Source organism: Pseudovibrio japonicus (assembly GCF_014651595.1).
Classification (GTDB): Bacteria; Pseudomonadota; Alphaproteobacteria; order Rhizobiales; family Stappiaceae; genus Pseudovibrio; species Pseudovibrio japonicus.
Window position 1 is genome coordinate 265,372 of the sequence record NZ_BMXE01000001.1, and the last position, 19,554, is coordinate 284,925.

Annotated in this window: 14 protein-coding genes and 2 tRNA genes; 8 read left to right on the plus strand and 8 right to left on the minus strand. The window is 53.5% G+C overall.

Going from position 1 to position 19,554, the window contains the following annotated elements; translation table 11 throughout:
• Window positions 1-28: 28 nt before the first annotated feature.
• Window positions 29-730, minus strand: coding sequence for an RlmE family RNA methyltransferase (locus tag IE076_RS01095; RefSeq protein ID WP_189434601.1), 702 nt, complete (start codon window positions 728-730; stop codon window positions 29-31).
• Window positions 727-2,199 (minus strand): Ppx/GppA phosphatase family protein, encoded by a 1,473-nt coding sequence (locus IE076_RS01100; protein WP_189434602.1) that lies wholly within the window; start codon window positions 2,197-2,199, stop codon window positions 727-729. The genes IE076_RS01095 and IE076_RS01100 overlap by 4 nt, the downstream gene beginning before the upstream one ends.
• 545 nt (window positions 2,200-2,744) lie before the next feature.
• Here IE076_RS01100 and IE076_RS01105 point away from each other — a divergent pair.
• The 3 genes from IE076_RS01105 (at window position 2,745) to IE076_RS01115 (ending at window position 3,806) form a co-directional block, all read left to right on the plus strand.
• Window positions 2,745-2,818 (plus strand) — tRNA-Gln (locus IE076_RS01105).
• A gap of 61 nt (window positions 2,819-2,879) precedes the next feature.
• A tRNA-Gln gene (locus IE076_RS01110) sits at window positions 2,880-2,953 on the plus strand.
• A 121-nt stretch (window positions 2,954-3,074) separates the two neighbouring features.
• Window positions 3,075-3,806 (plus strand): SDR family NAD(P)-dependent oxidoreductase, encoded by a 732-nt coding sequence (locus IE076_RS01115; RefSeq protein WP_189434604.1) that lies wholly within the window; start codon window positions 3,075-3,077, stop codon window positions 3,804-3,806.
• 6 nt (window positions 3,807-3,812) lie between these two features.
• Here the strand turns inward: IE076_RS01115 and IE076_RS01120 are convergent, their stop codons facing one another.
• On the minus strand, window positions 3,813-4,844 hold the full coding sequence (locus IE076_RS01120) for a DUF2817 domain-containing protein (protein ID WP_189434606.1): 1,032 nt from the start codon (window positions 4,842-4,844) through the stop codon (window positions 3,813-3,815).
• A gap of 215 nt (window positions 4,845-5,059) precedes the next feature.
• On the opposite strand from IE076_RS01120, the gene IE076_RS01125 reads away from it, so the two are divergent.
• Window positions 5,060-6,016: a nucleoside hydrolase gene (locus IE076_RS01125; protein WP_189434607.1), complete on the plus strand. Its 957-nt coding sequence runs from the start codon at window positions 5,060-5,062 to the stop codon at window positions 6,014-6,016.
• A gap of 49 nt (window positions 6,017-6,065) precedes the next feature.
• Here IE076_RS01125 and IE076_RS01130 read toward each other — a convergent pair whose 3' ends face one another.
• Window positions 6,066-6,413 (minus strand): hypothetical protein, encoded by a 348-nt coding sequence (locus IE076_RS01130; RefSeq protein WP_209008742.1) that lies wholly within the window; start codon window positions 6,411-6,413, stop codon window positions 6,066-6,068.
• A 240-nt stretch (window positions 6,414-6,653) separates the two neighbouring features.
• On the opposite strand from IE076_RS01130, the gene IE076_RS01135 reads away from it, so the two are divergent.
• Window positions 6,654-7,001 (plus strand): hypothetical protein, encoded by a 348-nt coding sequence (locus IE076_RS01135; protein WP_189434609.1) that lies wholly within the window; start codon window positions 6,654-6,656, stop codon window positions 6,999-7,001.
• A gap of 6 nt (window positions 7,002-7,007) precedes the next feature.
• Here the strand turns inward: IE076_RS01135 and IE076_RS01140 are convergent, their stop codons facing one another.
• From IE076_RS01140 to puuE, 4 genes are all read right to left on the minus strand, one after another.
• A complete protein-coding gene (locus IE076_RS01140) occupies window positions 7,008-10,172 on the minus strand; it encodes an efflux RND transporter permease subunit (protein WP_189434611.1) in 3,165 nt (1,054 codons plus the stop codon).
• Window positions 10,173-10,195: 23 nt separating this feature from the next.
• On the minus strand, window positions 10,196-11,584 hold the full coding sequence (locus IE076_RS01145; protein WP_189434613.1) for an efflux RND transporter periplasmic adaptor subunit: 1,389 nt from the start codon (window positions 11,582-11,584) through the stop codon (window positions 10,196-10,198).
• A gap of 303 nt (window positions 11,585-11,887) precedes the next feature.
• Complete coding sequence (locus IE076_RS01150) at window positions 11,888-12,661, minus strand: L,D-transpeptidase (RefSeq protein WP_189434615.1); 774 nt, start codon at window positions 12,659-12,661, stop codon at window positions 11,888-11,890.
• Window positions 12,662-12,971: 310 nt separating this feature from the next.
• Complete coding sequence (gene puuE, locus IE076_RS01155) at window positions 12,972-13,874, minus strand: allantoinase PuuE (RefSeq protein ID WP_189434618.1); 903 nt, start codon at window positions 13,872-13,874, stop codon at window positions 12,972-12,974.
• A gap of 417 nt (window positions 13,875-14,291) precedes the next feature.
• Between puuE and IE076_RS01160 the strand changes: the two genes are divergently transcribed.
• The 3 genes from IE076_RS01160 to IE076_RS01170 are packed head-to-tail and all read left to right on the plus strand — an operon-like array spanning window position 14,292 to window position 19,469.
• Window positions 14,292-14,840: a PadR family transcriptional regulator gene (locus tag IE076_RS01160; protein WP_189434619.1), complete on the plus strand. Its 549-nt coding sequence runs from the start codon at window positions 14,292-14,294 to the stop codon at window positions 14,838-14,840.
• 25 nt (window positions 14,841-14,865) lie between these two features.
• Window positions 14,866-15,969, plus strand: a complete 1,104-nt coding sequence (locus IE076_RS01165; RefSeq protein ID WP_189434621.1) for an efflux RND transporter periplasmic adaptor subunit — start codon at window positions 14,866-14,868, stop codon at window positions 15,967-15,969.
• Window positions 15,966-19,469 (plus strand): efflux RND transporter permease subunit, encoded by a 3,504-nt coding sequence (locus tag IE076_RS01170; RefSeq protein WP_189434623.1) that lies wholly within the window; start codon window positions 15,966-15,968, stop codon window positions 19,467-19,469. Before IE076_RS01165 ends, IE076_RS01170 begins: the two co-directional genes overlap by 4 nt.
• The last annotated feature ends 85 nt before the right edge of the window (window positions 19,470-19,554 follow it).

Below are 19,554 nucleotides of genomic sequence, written 5' to 3' on the forward strand. Positions count from 1 at the left end.
GGCTGGTCGAAACCAGCCTTCCAGATTGTTATCTGGAGCCTTTAAAGCCCTTAGCGAGAATAAACATCTCCGGGCTACCTTTGCGGCTTGCAGGTGGCTTGATGTGCACCACAGATTTGAATTCTTTTTTCAGCTCCTGAAGCAGCTTCGCCTCAGCACCACCAGCAAACACTTTGGAGAGAAAGGTTCCGCCTTCATTCAGGTTCTGACGGGCGAAATCGATGGCGATTTCGAAAAGGTATGCGGTGCGCAGGTGATCTGTCTGACGGTGGCCTGTGGTAGGCGCTGCCATATCGGACATGACCAGATCAGGGCGGTGCCCACCCAGTGCTTTCATCAGCTCATCTGGTGCATCATCATCGAGAAAGTCCTTTTGCAGGATCACGACGCCCGGAATTGGCTCAACTTCCAGATAATCGATGCCGACCACGAGCGGCTCATCGTCGGTGGAGCCAACAATCGGTGCGGTCAGCTGGGACCAGCCACCCGGGGCACAGCCCAAATCAACCACGCGCATGCCCGGCTTCAGGATTTCGTGCTTCTCGTTAATCTCAATCAGCTTATAGGCTGCGCGGGAACGATAGCCATCCACCTTCGCCCGGCGGACATAGGGATCGTTCAACTGGCGCTGCAGCCAAAGTGTTGAGGAATTGGACCGTTTACGCGCGGTTTTCACGCGCTGAAACATGCCACGGTCACCTGATCCACGACCACTTGAGTTGCGGGTCATCTGTTATATTCCTTTCTCGGGGTGCGTCGGCGCTTCTGGTTGGAGTTGCTCCAGACTTTGTCTGCCGCCATCATCTCCATCAAAATACCTTCACGCAGTCCTCTGTCGGCGACACGTAATCGCTGACAAGGCCACCTGCGGCGTATTCCTTCCAAAATTGCGCAGCCTGCTAGCACCAAATCGGCTCTGTCCTCACCAATACAAGGGTTATCAACCCGTTCCTGATAGGACATATTCAAAAGCTGGTTAATCATGGCGGAAACATCTTCCTGCTCCATCCATGCTCCATCAACGCGGCGGCGGTCATAGCGCTTGAGGCCCAAATGGACCCCAGCCAATGTGGTTACCGTCCCGGATGTTCCCAGCATATGGACATTGCCGCGCTCTATAGCACGGGAAAGTTCATTGCCAAGAGGGAAATTCTGCAATCTCTCGGCAACATCACCAACCATTGCCTCAAAAACATCAGGTGTGACGTGTACGCCGCCATGGCGCTCGGCCAGATTGACGACCCCCAATGGTACGGAGGTCCATGTTCTGACAAAGCGCGTGAGCGCAAAACCGCGGGCGCCATATCTGTTGCGCAGGTCAAGCCAGACAATCTCGGAGGAGCCCCCGCCGATATCAAAAAGCAGGACACCATCGGCCTCTGGGTCAACCAGTGACACGCAACCGGCGACAGCAAGGCGGGCCTCTGTTTCCTGACTGACAATCTCCAACTCCAGCCCCGCTTCGACCTTTGCGCGCTGGATAAACTCATCTCCGTTTTCGGCAGCCCGGCAGGCCTCCGTAGCGATGAGCCTTGCGCGCTGGACGCCGCGTTCTGAGATCTTTTGCTGGCACACCTGCAAGGCTTCAATGGCCCGGGATATGGCATCATCAGACAGTCTGCGGTGACGACCAACCCCCTCGCCCAAGCGGACGATCTTGGAATAGGCATCAACCACACGGAACCCGCGCTGCTCAGGCCTGGCAATCAACAACCGGCAGTTATTGGTACCAAGATCCAGGGCTGCATAGAGTTCTTGCGATCCGCCGACATGATGCCGGTGGCGCGTGGGAAAACGATGCGTTCCGTCACCGCGCATATCTGAGTGGTGACGGCGCCAATGTGTGTCGTTTTCACGAGACCGAAAGCCTTGTGCAGGACGTGGAGGGCTTTGCTCTGACGTTTTGCCGTGCTTCGCATGACCATGTCTGGATTGTGCTGGCTTTGTGTGTACTGGCGCGTGTTTCTTGGCCTCTTCCTTCGGTACAGGAGCAGGTTGCAAGACTTCTACCGACGTACCGCCCGGATCAATATTGACGACGGGCGGACGTATTTTTTGGTTTAGGAGCGCACGACGTTCCGCCCGGTTAGGCTTCGCGCGACGCGCTTTCCTCTGCCGTTTAGCGCCTTCAGGACGAGAACTGCCAGTCTCTTCCGCAGTTCCTGCGGAATGACTAGCTTCAGCTTGGTGTGCAGACACATTTTTTGCATCTCCAGCCCTACGCTTTTTGTGGCGTTGCTTCCGTCTGCCTTTTTTGGGGCTTCCGGGTACGCCGGGCGTTCTCGCTCCATCCGAAGAGGACCGCTCACCCGTTTTCTTCAAGTGCTATGCCTTTGTGCAGTCCATGAGGCATTTGCATGCGATCTGGACTGAAGTCATTTCAAGTTGGCAACATTGTAACAGTTTCATGGCAAACAGCAATCGCCCCATTTCAATGTACAGTCCTAAATTTCAATGAATTCGCTTAAATTGCGGGAGACTCCAAGAGCTTATAGCAAGCCCCCGTTACCTTGACAGCAGGTTCGCTTGGCTGAAAGTCAGACGGTATCTGGGCATAAATACGCAGGTGTTATGGCCTTATTCACAAGCCAAGCGCAGGAAATCGGCTTTGACCACTGATTTTGTTAAAACTCACGAGAACCAAGTTGACAAGGTACGGTACGGACACTAAAAGCCCTCTCACCGACGAATTGAGCGCCTTGCTTCAACTTGTTGGTCGGCAGTAGCTAACGTGCTGTTATTGCTGGGGATTAGTTTAATGGTAGAACAGCGGACTCTGACTCCGTCGGTCCTGGTTCGAGTCCAGGATCCCCAGCCAATTGCACGCATGATCTAAAAGCTGAAGCTGCCGCGCAGGGAACACTTCCCTCCTGTTCTGCTGGGGATTAGTTTAATGGTAGAACAGCGGACTCTGACTCCGTCGGTCCTGGTTCGAGTCCAGGATCCCCAGCCAATTTCTTCCAAACATTTCTATTAAAGCAACGGCCTGTTGCCGTTGTCATATTCCGCAGATTGACGGTCTTGTCTGCCTCAAGAACACTTCGCGCAGTCGTAATGCGCGCAAAGGTTCTACCATGCCCTTCTCCCCTCAACGGATCGCCGTTTTTGGCGCAAGCGGTGCGATTGGCACTGCTTTTGTGCATGAGTGTCTTGATCGCTTTGAGACGGCAAAAGTGTTTTGCTTTGCCCGCTCTCCAGACCGTATTCCTGTCCACGATCGGGTTGAGAGCCATGACTTGTCCTTAAATGATCTGGAGGGGCTCAAGGCCAGAGCGGAGGCGCTTAAAGCTAGCGGCGGGCTTGATCTGATCTTTGTCGCGACGGGACAGCTGCACAGTCCGACGGCCAAGCCGGAAAAAACCATACGCTCCCTTTCAATCAGCGGGATGGAAGAGACGTTTCATACGAATACAGTCTTGCCTGCAATGATCATGAAATATTTCCTGCCACTTTTACCAAAGCAGCAAAAGGGCGTTTTTGCCGCTATCTCCGCTCGGGTTGGCAGCATTTCTGATAATTCTCTGGGTGGCTGGTACTCGTACCGTGCATCAAAAGCCGCGCTGAACATGCTCATCCGCTGCGCGGCGATTGAATTGCAACGTACCCATCAGAACTCTGTGGTGATTGGGGTTCACCCTGGTACGGTGGACAGTGAGCTGTCCAAACCGTTTCAACGGGGTCTTCCAGAGGGGCAATTGATGCGGCCAGTTAAATCAGCGGCACTGTTGCTGGATGTGATCAACAAGGTGGATCAGTCCCAGACAGGCAGGTGTTTTGCCTATGACGGGACCGAGATTGCACCTTGAGGCTTATCAGGCGTCGGCTTTGACGTTGATGACGTATCTTTCAAAGACATCGCGGCTTTGAGTGAGCAGTGCCTCGCACCATTCAGGCGTATTAACAAAGAGCGCGTCTTTGAGCTGTTGGCGGATTTGCGCGGCAAGTTCCGGCGCGACGGTCTCGCGGTTGCGTTTGAGCCAGTTATCACGGCGATGGGCGTCCAGCACCTGATCAAACGGAATAGTCCCAAACTCAAGGATCAGTTTTGTCGGTGTGTGCTCAAGATCAAGAACATCCAACGTATCGCACATAAAGCCACCGATCAGGCTCCACTCAACATCTTCGCCTGGCTTTGAGCTCAGGTCCATCACTTCGCAAAAGCCAGCAGGCCCGACGCCGGTGTGCAAGTCGATGATGGTGGCGCGTTTTGCCCCTTGCCCGTGGCAGACAATCACCTGTTTTAGCGTTTTCGTGGACCATGAGGTTTCGTTGCCGCCATAAAACAATCCCATGGGTACAGAATACTGCCCCTTGAGGACCTTTTGGGTCAGCGCCCCTGCCCCGTTCTTATCGGTGTAGGCTTTGATTGCAGCGTTGGCGGTGTCCCATTCTTGTCCGGTGATCTGGGGCGCACAAATGGCGGCGTGGAGTTCCTCGTAATCCGGGTTTTGCGGCAGCTCGCCCTCAAAGCTGATGGAGTTGCGGTTGTTGTCGACGTTGTTCTCATCTGTTCGCGTGAAAATCGCGCAGCCTGCCGGATTGACGGCGTGCACCCAGATCACCTTGGTGTTGTCAGGCACACGATCCACATAACGCTGCATCAAGTCCAACTGGATACCGGAGCCAGCCGTCAGCTCCGTGCCGTGGACACCGGAGGTTACGAAGACCACATGTTCGCTGTCCGGATTGCCTTGCCGAGCCACGGTCATCTGAACCGGGCCTTCATCACTCCAGAAAGTTGGGTGAGGCATGACTTCCGTCTCAAATCCAAGGCGACTGGCCAGATCGACAAAGCGCTGTTGAGCTTGGAAATAGTCCTCGGAGAAAATGGGGTTTGCAGGCATTTCGTACTCTTCAAAAAAAGGATGAGACTGTGATATATTGGCAAGGCATATTACACAAGTAATTGACCTAGCAAGAATAATTTAGTCTGTTATTCCTTATCGCCTTTTCTCGCGGCACGCGCAAGTTTCCAGACTCGTGCGATGGTGCATCTTCAAATCAGGCTGCCGCTGCGCCTTCACCGTGTTAGCAGCGACTGACTTCCCGGGAGCAAATAATGAAAAGAAAACTGATACTAGACGTGGACACCGGCACCGATGATGCTGTTGCCATTATGCTGGCTGCTTTGCATGAAGATTTGGACCTGGTTGGCATCACCACGGTGAACGGGAATGCTGAAGTGCATTATTGCACAGATAATTCATTGCGTGTGCTCGACTGGATCGGCAAGCCAGAAATTCCGGTTCATGAGGGCTGTTTCAAGCCGCTGGTGCGGAACGACTTTCCCGTGCCACGCTCCAAGGGTGATCTGACCGAGAAGATCCACGGCAAGCACCTGCCCTTGCCTGAGACATCCTTGAAAGCACAGGAACAACACGCGATTGAGTATCTGGTTGAGACGTACCGCAACACGACCGATCCGATCACACTGGTTCCAACTGCACCGCTGACCAACATTGCGGCTGCCCTTGCTGTTGAGCCGAAACTGGTGGACCTTATTCCGGAAGTGGTGATCATGGGTGGTGGCCATGATGTTGGCAATATTACGCCTTCAGCCGAGTTCAACATCTGGGCCGATCCAGAAGCCGCTCACGCTGTCTTTAATGCTGGCTTTGAAAAACTGACGCTGGTTCCATTGGATGCCACTCACAAGGCGTTAATCACTGCAACGCAATGCCGTCAGTTTCAACAGCTGGGCACGCCTGCCGGCACAGCTATGGCAGATTGCACGGCGCACCGCATCGGCGTTCATGACAAAATCCAGCGAATGGATATCGAGCATAGTGCGCCTGTTCATGACGCTGTATGTGTAGCCTATCTCATTCAGCCAGAGGTGATTACACTTGAAAGGTATCCCGTCGACATTGAAACCCAGGGGGCGCTGACGGTTGGCCGGACGGTCGTCGACAAGGCCCATCGTGGCACCAGACCAGACAATTGCAATGTGGCGTTTGATGCAAATGCAGCGCTATTCGTTGACATCATGATGAAGACGTTCGCCAAGACTGCCTAGGCCTTCGAGCGCCGGTGGTCTCTCGCCCTCGGCGCTTATTCATGTGTGGTTATTTTGTGAAGGCCGCTTGCTTGACATTACCCAGCAGCCAGCGGGTTCCAAACTGGTCTATGGCGACGCAGCTGGCAGCTGTATCTGATCCGAACATCAGGCATTTCACTTTAACTGCGGTGGCAAGCTGCCTGCGCAGAGAATAGTGACTTTCGGCAGGCCACATGAGGCCGACGCGCGCGATGCCGTGCGGGTGGTATATATTAAGTTGCCGCTTATCAATAACTTCCGCCCGGCCAGTCACTTCTGTCAGGCGCGGTATACCCAGCGCCTTGTTTGCCACAGCCGGTGTCAGCATTGTTGTCAGGCTGGCGAGCATCAGTGCTAAATGCCTGAGTGAGCGCATATCTTCCCCCCTTCATCACACCTAAAATCCCACCAAGGAAAGTTCAGTTTACCATAAGAAAGGCGCATTCAATGCGCTTTATTATCTTCCTGTGGTATTTGAGGGGGAACCTGGAGCGATCTGGCCCAACTCTTAAGCAGCCCTTACCTCCAATTTTATCATTTGGTTTTGAAGGGAAATCAGGTTTTTAGCTTAAACTACGCTCCGGAATTCTCACCCGAAAGGTTGGAGATTGAGTCGATGCTTCGCTCCACTGTGCATCAGCTGTTCGATCAGGTTGTCTCCTGCGAGCAGTTTCTTGAAAATTGCGGAGAGCAGATGTGGCGTGACAAACTGTGCCAGACCCGTGTGGTTGATGCTGCCGGAAATGAAGCGCTGGATCTGGATCTCCTGCTCTCGTACTTTTCTCAGAGTGAGGCATTTTTTGATCTGGAGCTTTCGAAAGTGCACGGCCACCGTGTTGATGAATCCACGGAAGCTGGAGCGAACTCCCATCTGGTTAGTTTACGCCTTGACATCTATTACCTTGCACAAAAATGCCGAGACGAAAACAACGCAAGCATTGTGATCATCTCGGCATACCCTTAGCGGATTTTACTCTGCCGGTGTCTGGCTCTGGCTCGTGCCCAGCGCATGATCAAGTTCAGAATGAAGCTTGTCTTCAGCGGCCTTACGCGGCTTCGTGTAGCGCATCAGTAGCAGATATGCTGCAGGCGTCACGAACAGCGTGGAGAGTGTTGCAAAGCCCAGACCGCCAACAATCACCCAGCCCATCTCGATACGCGCTTCAGCACCTGCACCGAAAGCCATGACCAGCGGAACACCGCCAAGCACCGTGGAGACCACAGTCATGACAACAGGGCGGAAGCGGACGAGGCAGGCATCATGCACAGCCTCAAACACGGTGCGCCCTTCTTCGCGCAGCGCGTTGGCAAACTCGACGATGAGAATGCCGTTCTTCGCCATCAGCCCGACGAGCAGAATGATCCCAATCTGGGAGTAGATGTTGATCGAACCTCCTGTCAGACCAATCGAGATAATCGCCGCTGCAATCCCGAATGGAACTGTGCAGAGAATGACAAGAGCACTCATGAAGCTCTCGAACTGCGCGGAAAGTACCAGGAAGACGACAAGGATTGCAAAGAGGAAGGTCATGTAGACGTTGGAGGTCGTGCTTTCCAGTACGGCTGCCTCACTCAGCAATGTGACATTGTTTCCTTCAGGCAGAACCTCCGCGGCCACTTCCCTCATGTCGGAAATTGCCTGACCAAGGTCATAGCCGTCATTGAGAGAGATGGTGACCGGAACGGCCCGCTGCTGCTCTTCGCGTGTCAGGTTTGGCGCCACGCCTTCTTCCTCGATGGAAACGATGGAAGACATTGGCAGCATGGTGCCGTCACTGGTCTTGAGGAAGATGTTTTCCAGATCGCGGGTCGAGCGCATTGGCAGACCGCCCGCTTCCATGACCATTGGAATACCGGTATCCTCAACAAACAGATCAGCAACAGAGGAACCATCCAGCAGCATACGCAGGTTGGAGGCGATGCGGTCAGACGACAGACCCAAATCGTTTGCGCGCTCCCGATCGACACTCACTAACAGCTGTGGCTGTGTGGTCTCATAGGAAACGGATGCGGACCCGACCTGATCGCCATGGCGAGCCTGCATTTCTTCGACGATCCTATCTGCACTTTCAGCCAGCTGGTCGTAGTCGGTGCCGGTTACCGCGAAGCGCAAACCCTGCCCCGCGCCGCGAATACCAAGTGTATTTGGCTGTCTTACGCGAACTTCAAGACCAGGGATCCGGGAGGCACTGCGCTGTAATTCACGCACGATCTCCTGCTGAGAGCGATCGCGTTCTGACCAGTCCTTCAGAGACATGACGAGGAAACCACGGTTGACCTGTCCGCCCATACCGACGAGGCTCAAAACACTGTGTGCTTCGCCACTATCAACGTATGGCCGAGCCATCGATTCCAGCTCACTTACTTTGCCAGCAGTATATTCCAAGCTCGCCCCTTGTGGTGTGGAACCGATCATGACGATAGTACCCCGATCCTCGGTTGGAGTAAGCTCCTGCGGCAGGAAGGCATACTGGGAGGCGCCATAGACAACAAAGAGGGTAGCAACGCCCAACAGAAGCATCGGGCGGCGCAGTGTCCAGTCCAATGCCTGAGAATAGGCGCGTTCGATCGCAGACCCCATTTTGGTAATGGCAAGCCATGCACGAGAGGGTTTGTGGGTGTCCTCATAGTTCTTAACACGTAGCAGACGTGAGGCCATCATAGGCGCGAGTGTCAGCGCAACAAACGAGGACAGCATAACGCAGATTGCAAGCACAAAGCCGAACTCGGAGAACAGCTTGCCCACGCTGCCGGGCAGGAATGAAATTGGGATGAAGACCGCGGCCAGTGTGGCTGTGGTTGTGATGACGGCGAAGAAGACCTCACGGGTACCCAGGATCGCCGCGGCACGCGGCCCCTGCCCCTTTTGAACGCGCTTGGAGATGTTCTCCAGCACAACAATAGCGTCATCTACGACCATGCCGGTTGCCAGCAACAAGGCGAGCAATGTCAGCACGTTTGCTGAGAAGCCTGCCAACCAAATCCCAACCAATGCGCCGACCAAAGCCACCGGCACGGTCACCGCTGGAATGAGCGTGACACGAATAGACCCGAGAAACAGCAGCATCACGCCGATGACAATGCTGGTGGAGAGAAAGAGCGAGAACACCACTTCCTCAATCGCACCGCCAATAAAGATAGCGTCATCACTGCTGATATTGATTGCAATATCCGCTGGCAACTGTTCCTGCATGCGCTCGATTTCAGCGCGTACTTTGTTTGAGACATCAATCGTATTGGAGTTTGCCGCAAGGATAACACCCATACCAACAGCGCTTTTGCCGTTATAGAATGCGCTAGATGACGCGCGTTCCGGGCCGTAGCTTACGAAGGCGACGTCACGAATTCGCGTGGTGTCGTTGAGCTTTACCATGCCGATCTGTTCGGCGGTTTCCACGTCAGAGTTTGCACGAACAAAAAGCTCCTGAGCGCCGGTTTCCAATGAGCCGCCAGAGGTATCGAGGGCCAATTCTTGTAAAACAGAGCGCAGGTCGTCAGGGATCAGTCCGCGCGATGACATGGCTGGAACGTCAATGGCAATCCTGAAAACTGGCGTTTGGGAGCCGTACAATTCAACGCTGGCAATGCCGGGTACGGATGTAATGCGATCAACAATCTCGTCATCAACGTACTTGCTCAACTCTTCGATGCGCAGCTCATCGGAGGTCACCACAAGCCGCATGACCGGGTCAGCATCTGCATCAGCCTTCACGACCATAGGCGTGTCGACGTCTTCAGGAAGGAATTCTACTGCTCCGCCGACAGCATCACGAATGTCATTGGCCGCTTCACTCACGTCCACACTGTCATCAAACTCAACAGTAATGCGGCTGTTGCCGTATTTGGAGGAGGATGAGATGGATTCAATGCCGGATGTGCGGGAGATTGCCTTTTCCAGCACACTCGTCAGTTCAGCATCTGTTACTTCCGGTGGTGCACCAGAATATGTGGTTGTCACAGTTACGACAGGTCGGTCAACGTTGGGCATTTCGCGCACTTCAACGCCAAGCATCGCTGCGATACCTGCAACAATAATGAGAAGGTTGAGGGTGATCGCCAGCACCGGACGGCGCACGCAAAGCGCATAAAGTCCGCTTAAGTGACTTTCCCGCTCAGAGTTTTTATCGTCTTTCATAGAAACACCTTTGGGTCAGTCAATCAGGAGCTGGAGCGTTCGGCATCGTCACGCGATATGCCGGAGCGAGGACCGGAGCTTTGCACCGGTTCAACCTGCGGGTTTTGGTCGGCCTCAGCCTCTACCGGGTTGCTCCTGCCCTGCCCGCGGCCCTGTCCTCGTTGCTCTCCTGCAGCCTCACCTTCAGCGCCTTCCGTATGGCTGATCATCGGCTGATCGGTATCTTCGGGGAAAACCAATGCAAAGCCCGGCTCAGGGGAAAGCTGAAGTTTGGTTCCCTCGCGCAGATCCCGGGTGGTTTCCGTGATGACGATATCACCGTGCTCAATTTCACCTTCAACCAGGACCCGATCAGCACTTCTTTCAATGACCATGACGTCAGTCCGCTCTGCCTGACCATCTACGGCAGTCCAGACATGCGGACCGGTCCGGTCCCACTTAAGCGCGATCGGCGGAATGGAGGGCCATTCTTCGCCTTCCAGCTGTACGCGGGCATCAAACGCGATACCTGAGCGGAGCAGGTCATCGGGATTTGCAACGGTTGCCTGTACTTTAAGGGTACGGGAGTCTGAGTTGACGCGGTTTTCCATGGCCGTCAGCTCACCGCTGAAGACCTGACCGGGCATAGCTTCGGTACGCAGTTCAACCTTATCACCACGCTTTACCTTATTGGCAAACCGCTCCGGCACAACAAATTCCACTAGAATGCTGGAACGGTCATCCAGCCCAGTAATACGGGAAGACTGAGTGACATAATCACCAACCTCCACGTCCATAATGCCAAGAACACCATCAAACGGTGCCTTCACCAAGCGGCGGTCCAGTTCAATATTGGCTTTATCAAGATCAAGGCGAGCCTGATTTGTTGCCAACACTGCATTTTGCATCTGAACAGTGGAGATCGTTTGGGAGCTCATGAGCTGTTCGTAACGCTCAACCTGATCTTCAGCATCCTTCAGTGCAAGCCTTGCACGGTCGACAGCCAACCGCTCTTCCACATCATCCAGACGCAGAACAACATCTCCCGCAGCGACGCGGGTCCCAGCGGTGAAAGGCAGCTCCTGAACGCGCCCTGAGCTTTCCGGGAACAGGTCAGTCATTTTGGCGGCCCGTCCGGTGCCAATGGCCCGAACGAACGTGTCCGTTACGCCTGTGGTGACATTTCTGGCGCGGGCCAGAATTTCCTGATTGCCACCAAATCCACGATTTCCGCCGCCACGTGCGCCGGGTTGCCTTGTAGCGTTGCCTTTGACAGCAACTTCAGCCGTATCGGCAGGCCAGAGCGTTAATCCAAGTGATGCGAGGACCGGGACCGGCTCTGCGAACAGCACCGGTTTACCAATATATAATCCTGCCACACCAATTGTAACGGCGATCAGGCCAGCTTTTACAGCCTGTTTAGAACGGGACATAAACACCCAACTCCTACAAGATTTCGCATTACTTCCGGCTCGTTGGGCCCACTGTATCAGGGAAGGGCCTCATGGCGGTATCAAGTATGCTTGAAAGAACACTTTAGTTGAGAGTGTTTTACATTGCTTTTGTGAGACGTGCGCATTTTGATGCGAACAAAAAAGTAATCGTCTTGTCGAAACTGGCGGTTTGGTACAGTCTGTTACATTTTTTTCGCCAGCCTTGCCTTACCTAAAGGCAAACACACAAAAGGCCTGACAGTATTATCAGGCCTTTTGGTCGTTTCCGCAACAGCTGTTTAGCTAGATGCCAATCACTTCTACCGGGTTGCTGGCATGGCGTACAACCACGCGAGAACCGTCTGGTACGCGATTATACAGGTCAATGGCGTCCTGATTAAGCAGGCGGATACAGCCGCTTGATACGTTCCGGCCGATTGACCAATTCTCATTAGTCCCATGCAGGCGATACAAAGTATCCCTTCCGCCTTGGAACAGATAGAGCGCACGGGCGCCCAGCGGGTTGGACAGGCCCGGTTCCATACCAGTGCGATATGGTTCCAGCTCTGGCTGACGAGCGATCATTTCCGCAGGCGGGGTCCATGTAGGCCACGCACGCTTGTACTGAACGACAGCATCACCATTCCAGTTGAAGCCTTCACGCCCGACACCGACGCCATAACGCATCGCTGTGCCGTCACCGCGCACCTGATACAGGAAGCGGTTGCCAGGATCGACTACGACCGTGCCGCCCTCTTCCGGGCCTGTGTAGTTTACGACCTGACGAAGATAGCGTCCGTCGGAGATTTCATCGAGGTTGACGGCCGGGATCGGGAATTGTTCTTCCGGCAACGCGGCATAAACGCTCCTATAGTAAGGGTCGTGACGAAGGTCAGCGCCCCGGCGCGGGGCAACAGGTGCTTGACCGGACGTCATTGGTCCGGGAGCAACACCATAACCGGCTGACTGACAGCCAGCCAAGGCAAGCGCTGCTGATCCGACCATAAACCCGCGTCTGGATAGTTTATTATCGCGACAAGACCGTGCCGTCTTGGCAGTTGCACTCAATAAGCTCATGGTCACCCTATTATTTTTCCTTACGTTATATTGCCGAGCATAATGCAATAGGCATACCGCATAGCCAATTGGCGTTCTTCTAACTTGTCTCTATCAATAAGCAATTGAGGAAGACAGGTGGTCACGACAATTTGAAGCCATGCATTGTTCACCATGTGGATTCAAACTGTGTGATCCGTGAGGCAATAACGGGCGGGTCTGGCCGGTAAATGGCTGGATTGCGGCCAGTTCAAGACAATATGAGTTTTTTCGCAAGTAAAAGGCCCCCTCCCACCTGTTGGGAGAGGAAAATTCCCTATTTTAAAGGGTTTTATGGCTTGTGGTATGCATGCCAGTGACGTGCAATATCGATGCGACGGGGCACCCAGACATCTTGTTTATGGGAAACATAATCTAAAAATCGGGCCAAAGCAGCGGTTCTGCCGGGTCGTCCGGAGATCCGGCAATGCAGACCAACGGACATCATTTTAGGCGCACCAGCCTCGCCTTCAGCGTACAGCGTGTCGAAGCTATCTTTCAGGTAGGTAAAGAATTGGTCACCGCAATTGAAGCCCTGCGGGGTTGCAAAGCGCATATCATTAGCGTCGAGAGTGTATGGAATGATCAGGTGCGGGCCCTTGGGGCCCTCGACCCAGTAAGGCAGATCATCTGCATAGCTGTCTGAGCTGTACAGAAAGCCGCCTTCTTCCATGATCAAAGGCAGGGTATTGACGGAGGTCCTACCCGTATACCATCCGTAGGGACGCTCCCCCGTCACCTCCTCGTGGATCTTGATTGCCTGTTGCAGCTGCCATCGCTCGTCTTCAATGGAGAAGTCCTTGTACTCAATCCATTTGAGCGCGTGGGAGGCGATCTCCCAGTCAGCCTCTTTCATGGCTTCCACTGCGGCAGGGTTTCGTTCCAGTGCGGTTGTTACGCCATAACAGGTGACTGGTTGCTGGTATTTCTGGAACAGGCGCCATAGACGCCAGAAGCCCGCACGGGAGCCGTACTCGTATATGGATTCCATGTTCATGTGGCGCTGGTTCAACCATGTCTGCGCACCTATGATCTCGGAGAGATAGGCTTCTGATCCAGCATCGCCATGAAGAATGTTGTTTTCGCCGCCTTCTTCATAATTGATAACAAACTGAACCGCGATTTTCGCATTACCCGGCCATTTGGGATCCGGCGCGTTGCGCCCATACCCAATCATATCGCGTGCGTAATCCATAACATAAACCTTTATGACGTTAACCGGGCCCACTTCACCTTAAAACAGCAAGACAAGACAAGTAGCTTTGTGCAGAAATCCAGAGCACAACGCAGCCTTCCGCGGAGAAAACTAGAATATTTTGCTACAGTGGCCACATTATTTCGAATAATATTCATTAAATTTTATGGGTGACCATTGAAATTCTGAGCGCAAGAACAACTTGAAGTTATGTGGCGAGATTGGGACATCCTGCTACATTTCTACATTTGACAGTTTCCAAAGCTTTAAGTAAAAGTTCGTTATATATCGAGTAGATATATATCGAACGGAAGCAGACTTCTACTCAAGTTGATTTAAAGTCTTTATCGTTCAGTAGCTTATCCGAATCCACGATTATGTGGGTTCTCTTTTGCACTCGGGTTCATGTGGTGAGGAATGAGCACACGAAAATTTTGTCTTGCCATTTTATCCAGCGGAGACGCAACCGGATACGAAATTCGCAAGGCCGCACAAGAAGGGCAGTTTAGCCATTTCATTGAAGCAAGTTACGGGTCGATTTATCCGTCCCTTGCCAAGATGGAACAAGAAGGTCTTGTGACGTGGCGCGAAGAGCTTTCCTCAGGCAAACCTTCCCGAAAGATCTACTCCATTACGCAGCTGGGCCGCGATGCTTTTTTAAAAGAGCTTTTCGAAACCCCGGTGGAAGACCTGTTCAGGTCCCCTTTCCTCCTACTTGCTCTTTACTGCCGGTGGGTTGGTCCTGAGTTCATCTCTAAGGAGATTGACCGGCGTATGGAAAATCTGGAGCTCAAGATTGCGGACATGAAGCATGAGCTTGAGATTAACGAAGACCCTGCAAGCGCCTGGACATTGGAATACGGAATTACGGCGTACAGCGCCTCCCTCAATTATTTAAAAATGAACCGAAGCAAACTTGAGCGTATCGCCAGCGAGCCTGTCTCCCACGCTCAAGCAGCTGAATAAACGCCCAGAACAGGCGGAGAGAAAAATGGCAATTCGATTTTCACATATTCTGGCTTTGGGGCTTACTGCCGGAATCGGTATTTGGATGGCGACCGGCACCAGCGTTGTTATGGGTCAGGGTACGAGCGAGGATTCTCCTCCACCACCGGCTGATAGGGTTAAAGCTCTGGGCGATGTTCCATTTGCCGTAAAAGTGGAGACACTTACAGCAACCGAGCGTACTCCTTATTTGGAAATGCGCGGACGGACGCAGGCTGCAACCCGCATTGAGGTGCATGCAGAAACGGCTGGGGTGGTTCGCGCACGCCCGACAAGCGAAGGCATGTTTGTGCGCAAGGGCGACCTACTCTGCTCGCTTGACCGCGGGGCCCGCGAAGCACGGGTTCTTCAGGCAAACGCATTGCTGGCACAGGCTAATATTGATTTTGAAGCAGCTGGAAAGCTGAAGGACCGCGGTTTTTCTGCCGCAAACCGTGTGATTGCCCTTAAGGCCACGCGTGATGCAGCCAGTGCTCAGCTTCAGGAAGCTGAGCTAGAACTGGAGCGTACGGAAATCCGTGCGCCCATTGACGGCATCATCGAAGCGCCTCTGACAGACGTGGGCGCCATGCTGGGCGTTGGCAAAGTGTGCGCGACCATTATGGCACCGGATCCAATGCTTGCCATTGGTGCGGTTTCTGAATCCAACATTCAGGCTGTAAAGGTTGGGCAGAGCGCAGTTGTCAATCTGGTGACCGGCCAGTCGGTTGAAGGAAAAGTCAGCTACATTGCAAGTTCAGCTGATCCGGACACACGCACATTCCGCGTGGAAGTGGAGCTGCCGAACCCGAATTTTGACTTGAAAGACGGTGTCACCACCAGCACGCAGCTGCGTCTTGGCAAAGAAAAAGCGCACTTTGTTTCTCCGGGTATTTTGACCCTGGCGGACAACGGAGACATTGGCCTGCGCGGCGTTGATGCTGACAACAAGGTTGTTTTTTACCCTGTTGAGATGATTGGCGGGGACACAAAGGGCGTCTGGCTTAAGGGGCTGCCTGAGAAAGTGACCATTATTACCGTTGGTCAGGACTTCGTTAAAGAGGGCCGCGTCGTTCACCCCGTTTTTGAAACCGCGGAGGTTTCACAATGATTTCCATGCTGGAAGGGGTGCTCCATCGCCCCAAAACAGTTTTTGTGATGATGCTGTTCATGGTGATTGCAGGGATTATGTCCTACATCGCAATCCCCAAGGAAGCGGCTCCTGATATTGATGTTCCATTCTTTTATGTCTCTGTCGGCCAGTCCGGTATTTCTCCTGAGGACGGGGCGCGGCTGATCGGGCAACCCATGGAGACCGAACTGCGCGGTCTTGAGGGACTGAAGGAGATCACCACGATTGCCGCAGAAGGTCATGTGGGGATCCTGCTCGAGTTCGACATCGGCGTCGATAAAGACAAAGCTCTGGTTGATGTTCGTGAAAAAGTGGATACGGCAAAAAGCAAGATCCCGGCGGACGCCAACGAGCCGACTGTCAGCACGCACAATATGGCTTTACAGCCGACAATGACCATCGCCCTTTCCGGTGATGTGCCAGCACGCACGCTGTACCGTATTGCGGATCGCCTGAAAGACGAGATCGAATCCATTGCCTCGGTCAAAGAGGTTGAACTTACTGGTCAGCGCGATGAACAGCTGGAAGTGATCATCGATACGCTCAAGATGGAAAGCTATTCCATTAGTCAAAATGAGCTGATCAATGCGCTTCAGATGAACAACCAGCTGATTGCTGCGGGTTTCATTGACGGCGGTGCTGGGCGTTTTAACATCAAGGTTCCGGGCCTGATCCTTGATGCAGATGACGTTTATTCACTGCCGGTGAAACAATCGGGTGAAGGCGTCGTCACTCTTGGCGATATTGCCTCAATCAAGCGCACCTTCAAGGATGCAAGCACCTTTACACTGGTGAATGGTCAGCCTGCTGTTTCTCTGGATGTGGTCAAGCGTATTGGCGAGAACATCATTGAGAACAACGCAGCTGTGCGCGCGGTTGTTGCGGAGGTTACCAAGGATCTGCCGCCAACGGTGACCATCAGCTATATGCTGGATGTGTCGGATAATATCTTCAAGGTTCTGAGTTCGCTTGAATCGTCCATCATGACAGCGATCTTCCTCGTGATGATCGTTGTGGTGGCAGCGCTTGGGCTGCGCTCAGCTGTTCTTGTTGGTCTTGCTATCCCAACCAGCTTTATGCTGGGCTTCCTGACGCTGACAACAATTGGCATGACCGTGAACAACATGGTGATGTTTGGCCTTGTGCTGACGGTTGGTATGCTGGTTGACGGTGCCATCGTGATGGTGGAGTACGCGGACCGCAAGGCGGCTGAAGGCATGCCACCGCGGGATGCTTACATCCGCGCCGCCAAGCTGATGTTCTGGCCGATTGTCTCGTCAACCGCCACAACACTGGCAGCCTTCCTGCCCATGTTACTGTGGCCGGGTGTGATCGGCGAGTTCATGAGTTATCTGCCGATCATGGTGATCATCGTTCTGTCCGGCTCCTTGCTGACGGCAATGGTGTTCCTACCGGTAACCGGCGGCATTCTGGCCTCTGTATTTGCCTTCATCGGCAAGTATGGTGAGTACATCCTGAGCGGCCTTGTCGCTCTGATCAGTGCCATAATCGTGGTAACATTGCCGCCCGTTAGGTCTGTTTGGGGCGGGATGCATTTGCTGCTCATGATCCCGACCATACTTGTCATTGGTGTACCAATCTTCGTTGCGGTATTCCTACCAGCTCTCAAGCTATTCAAACCCGTCCTCAAGTATTCCCGTGCCCGTGTTGAGCGTCGCAAAACAGCAGAGCTGGAAGCAGCAAAGGTCTTTTCCGGGCATGGTCCGTTTGACACCTCAAAGCTGCGGGGCATTACACGGGTTTACATCGGTGTACTGGAGGTACTGGTTCGCAAGTGGTGGGCGGGTGTTGCTGCCATGGTTACTCTGCTTACCATTTGCGCGGTTATCGTCGTAACCTTCATGAGCAACAACGCAGGAACCGAGCTTTTCGTTGACGAGGAGCCGGAGCAAGGTCGCTTTTATGTGACGGCTCGCGGCAACATGTCGGCTACTGAGGCTCTTGCGCTTGTTACTCAGGTAGACAAGGTCATTCTGGCGGAACCGGGCGTCAAAAATGTTGTAACGAGAGCCTTCCCCGTTGGTATTCGCGGTGGCGGTGGCAACAACGCGCCTGCTGACCTGATCGGGTCTATCGACATTGAGTTTGTTGACTTCTGTTGCCGTAGTTCAGCACGGGAAATCTTCAACAGCATTCGCGAGAAGACCTCCCTGCTTCCAGGCATCAAAGTCGAAGCCCGAAAGGTGGAAGGTGGCCCGCCAACTGGTAAAGACATCCAGCTGCAGATTACCTCAAACGATTATGATGCAGCTGTTGCAGCCGCTGGCCGCATTCGCACCTACCTCGATACTGTTGACGGGTTGCGCGATCAGGAAGACAGCCGTCCGCTGCCCGGCATTGACTGGGAGCTGACCATCAACCGCGATAAGGCAGCGCGTTACAAAGCCGATATTGCAGCCGTTGGTGCTATGGTTCAGTTGGTGACCAATGGTGTGTTGATTGGTGACTACCGCCCGTCGGATTCCGAGGATGAAGTGGATATCAGAGTTCGTCTTCCTGAGGGGGAGCGCACGCTGGATAAGTTCGATGAGCTGCGTCTTCGTACTCCGCTTGGTCAGATCCCGCTTTCAAACTTTGTGGAGCGGACACCAAAGCAAAAAGTTTCCTCCATGACACGCCGGAACGGTCTGTTCTCGATTGATATCAAGGCGGGCGTCAACAAAGACAAGTATCTGATCACGGAGAAGGAAACTGAGATTCAGGAATGGCTTGACTCTCAGACATGGCCTGAAGGTGTATTTTACAAGTTCCGCGGTTCCAACGAGGAGCAGCAGAATACACAGTCCTTCCTTGGCAAGGCGATGATTGGTGCCCTCTTCCTGATGTTCATCATTCTGCTGACCCAGTTCAACAGCTTCTATCAGACCTTCCTGACGCTCTCGACCGTGGTTATGAGTATGTTTGGCGTGGTGCTGGGAATGTTGGTCACCGGGCAGAAGTTCTCGGTCATCATGACTGGCACGGGCATTGTGGCGCTGGCGGGTATCGTGGTGAACAACGCGATTGTACTCATCGATACTTACAATCGCTTCCGTGAAGATGGCCAGAGCCCGGTAGATGCGGCGCTACGCACCAGTGCACAGCGTGTGCGTCCGGTGATGCTGACCACCATCACAACGATTGCTGGCCTCATTCCAATGGCGACACAGATCAGCTTCGACTTTGCCAATCAGGTCACCACCTTTGGCAGTGTCACTGGAAGCTGGTGGGTGCAGCTCTCTACTGCTGTGATATCCGGTCTGGCATTTTCGACCATGCTGACGCTGGTTATGATCCCGATTGCTCTGGTGTTGCCAATGCATATCAGGAATGGCTGGGGTTACTTCAGAGATCGCGGTCAGGTTGGAATGCCCGCAGGCCAGTATGCTGTTGCAAACGGTGGTCTGGGTCTGCAAGAGCCAAGCTTTGGCGATGCCAAAGCGGACGAAGGCAAGCGTGTTCCTGAAGCTGCCGAGTAATGCTGGTATCAATTCAAACGCAAAAGAGGCTGCTTCGGCAGCCTTTTTTATTGCCTGCACCTGTGTGACGGAAGCAATTGCCTCC